1 tRNA gene and 2 rRNA genes are annotated in these 3,138 nt (G+C 57.8%); all 3 read right to left on the bottom strand.

The annotated features are described in order from the left end of the window. Positions 1–7: 7 nt before the first annotated feature. The 3 genes from ACVMLK_RS19660 to ACVMLK_RS19650 all read right to left on the bottom strand — a co-directional run bounded on the left by ACVMLK_RS19660 (position 8) and on the right by ACVMLK_RS19650 (position 3,096). Positions 8–84: transfer RNA gene (locus tag ACVMLK_RS19660), tRNA-Met, on the bottom strand. 37 nt (positions 85–121) lie between these two features. Beyond that, positions 122–236: ribosomal RNA gene (gene rrf, locus ACVMLK_RS19655) — 5S ribosomal RNA — on the bottom strand. Between the two features lie 112 nt (positions 237–348). After that, positions 349–3,096: ribosomal RNA gene (locus ACVMLK_RS19650) — 23S ribosomal RNA — on the bottom strand. Positions 3,097–3,138: the final 42 nt, after the last annotated feature.

The following is a 3,138-nucleotide window of genomic DNA, read 5'->3' as shown; positions in this document are numbered from 1 at the left end:
GGGATGATGGATGCGGGGACAGGATTTGAACCTGTGACCTTCAGGTTATGAGCCTGACGAGCTACCGGGCTGCTCCACCCCGCGGTGGTGTGTGTGTCGAGTGATGAGTTCTGGCTGGGTGGCCCGGCGGCGACCTACTCTCCCGCGCCTTGAGGCGCAGTACCATGGGCGCTGGGGTGTTTCACGGCCGAGTTCGGGATGGGATCGGGTGTATCAACCCCGCGATAGCCACCGGGCCACCGAGCCAGAACTGTCATCACGGATGGTGTGGTGAGACTGATTGGTGATATCGGGTGTGTGAGTGCGGATTGGTGCTGCGTGCGGTGTGTTTTGCACACTGCGTGTGATGGGATGAGATCGTTTGGGTGATTAGGACCGCTCAGCTGCGCCTGTTACCAGGCTTCCACTTGCGGCCTATCGACGTGGTGGTCTTCCACGACCCTTGGGGAGACCTCGTTTAGAGGCTGGTTTCCCGCTTAGATGCCTTCAGCGGTTATCCGTTCCGTACTTAGCTACCCAGCGATGCTCCTGGCGGAACAACTGGTACACCAGAGGTACGTCCATCCCGGTCCTCTCGTACTAGGGACAGATCCTCGCAAGTCTCCAACACCCATGGCAGATAGGGACCGAACTGTCTCACGACGTTCTAAACCCAGCTCACGTACCGCTTTAATCGGCGAACAGCCGAACCCTTGGGACCTGCTCCAGCCCCGGGATGCGATGAGCCGACATCGAGGTGCCAAACCTCCCCGTCGATGTGGACTCTTGGGGGAGATCAGCCTGTTATCCCTAGAGTACCTTTTATCCGTTGAGCGATGGCCCTTCCACGCGGGACCACCGGATCACTAAGGCCGACTTTCGTCTCTGTTCGCGCTGTCGCGCTCACAGTCAGGCGGGCTTATGCCTTTGCACTCAACAGCCGATGTCCGACCGGCTTGAGCCCACCATCGCGCGCCTCCGTTACCATTTGGGAGGCGACCGCCCCAGTCAAACTGCCCACCACGCAGGGTCCCGGCCCCAGCTAATGGGGCTCGGTTAGACACCAGAAAGGCGCAGGGTGGTATTTCAAGGATGGCTCCGCCGAAGCTGGCGCCCCGGTTTCATAGCCTCCCACCTATCCTACACAGCCCCTTCCTGGTGCCACTGCGAAGTTGCAGTAAAGGTTCATAGGGTCTTTCCGTCTGACCACGGGTACCCCGCATCTTCACGGGGAATTCAATTTCGCTGAGCCCATGCTGGAGACAGTGGGGAGGTCGTTACGCCATTCGTGCAGGTCGGAACTTACCCGACAAGGAATTTCGCTACCTTAGGACCGTTATAGTTACGGCCGCCGTTTACCGGGGCTTCGATTCAAGGCTTGCACCTCTCCTCTTAACCTTCCGGCACCGGGCAGGCGTCAGACCCTATACGTCATCTTTCGATTTCGCAGAGCCCTGTGTTTTTACTAAACAGTCGCCACCCCCTGGTCTGTGCCACCCCACACTGGTTGCCCAATGAGGGGTCTCGCTTATCCCGAAGTTACGCGAGCAATTTGCCTAGTTCCTTCAGCATGGTTCTCTCAAGCGCCTCGGTATACTCAACCAGTCCACCTGTGTCGGTTTCGGGTACGGTCTATATGTCAGAGCTATTTCCTGGAGTGATCCAGCAGCCCGTCCAATCCGATAAGGACGAACAACGTTTCACACTCGTCACTTCTGACAGGCCCAGGAATATTCACCTGGTTTCCATCGGCTACGGCTGTCGCCCTCGCCTTAGGGGCCGGCTCACCCTGCGCGGATTGGCCTTGCGCAGGAACCCTTGGACTTTCGGCGGGAGAGGTTCTCACTCTCCTTGTCGCTACTCATGTCCGCATTCGCACTTCCGATACCTCCAGGAGCCCTCACGGGTCTCCCTTCGCAGGCTTACGGAACGCTCCGCTACCGCTTGTCAAAGACAAGCCCACAGCTTCGGCAGATGGCTTGAGCCCCGTTACATTTTCGCCGCAAGACAGCTATTAGACCAGTGAGCTATTACGCTTTCTTTAAAGGATGGCTGCTTCTAAGCCAACCTCCTGGTTGTTTTGGCCGTCTCACATGCTTTCCCACTTAGCCATCATTTGGGGGCCTTAGCTGGTGGTCTGGGCTGTTTCCCTCTCGACAATGGACCTTAGCACCCACTGTCTGTCTGCCAGGTAGCACTCACCGGCATTCGGAGTTCGGTAGGGTTTGGTAGGACTTTGGGTCCCCCTAGCCCTTCCGGTGCTCTACCTCCGGCGGTGTTCGCCTGACGATCTACCTCAATAGATTTCGCGGAGAACCAGCTATTTCCGAGTTTGATTGGCCTTTCACCCCTAGCCACAGCTCATCCCCGACTTTTTCAACAGGCGTGGGTTCGGCCCTCCAGTGCGTGTTACCGCACCTTCAGCCTGGCCATGGCTAGATCACTCGGTTTCGGGTCTTCTGCCTGCAACTCAACGCCCTGTTCGGACTCGCTTTCGCTGCGCCTACACCTAACGGCTTAAGCTTGCTGCAAACAGAAACTCGCGGACCCATTATACAAAAGGTACGCCGTCACCCCCACACTTGCGCATGGGCGGGCTCCGACTGCTTGTAGGCGTTCGGTTTCAGGTCTCTTTCACTCCCCTTGTCGGGGTGCTTTTCACCTTTCCCTCACGGTACTTGTTCACTATCGGTCACCAAGGAGTATTTAGGCTTGGAGGGTGGTCCCCCCATGTTCAGACAGGGTTTCACGTGCCCCGCCCTACTCGAGACCCCAGAGAAACACTACGCCTACGGGGCTATCACCCGCTATGGCCGGCCTTTCCAGACCCTTCGGCTTCTTCTCTCTGAGATACTGGCCTGCTCCCCTTTCGCTCGCCACTACTCGGGGAATCTCTGTTGATGTCTTTTCCTCCGGCTACTGAGATGTTTCAGTTCACCGGGTTCGCCTCCTGAACCTATGAATTCAGTCCAGGATCTCCCTAAGGAGGGGTTGCCCCATTCGGACATCCGCGGATCAACGATCGCTCGCATCTCCCCGCGGCTTATCGCAGCGTGCCACGTCCTTCATCGCCTCTTGGTGCCAAGGCATCCACTGAACGCCCTTCTCATACTCAACCCATCACCGCCCGCACGCAGGACCAAGCCGCACCCTTCGGCG

Source organism: Teichococcus aerofrigidensis (assembly GCF_054073225.1).
Note: the sequence above shows the minus strand (reverse complement) of the source record. Positions and strands in the feature narration are given on the sequence as shown.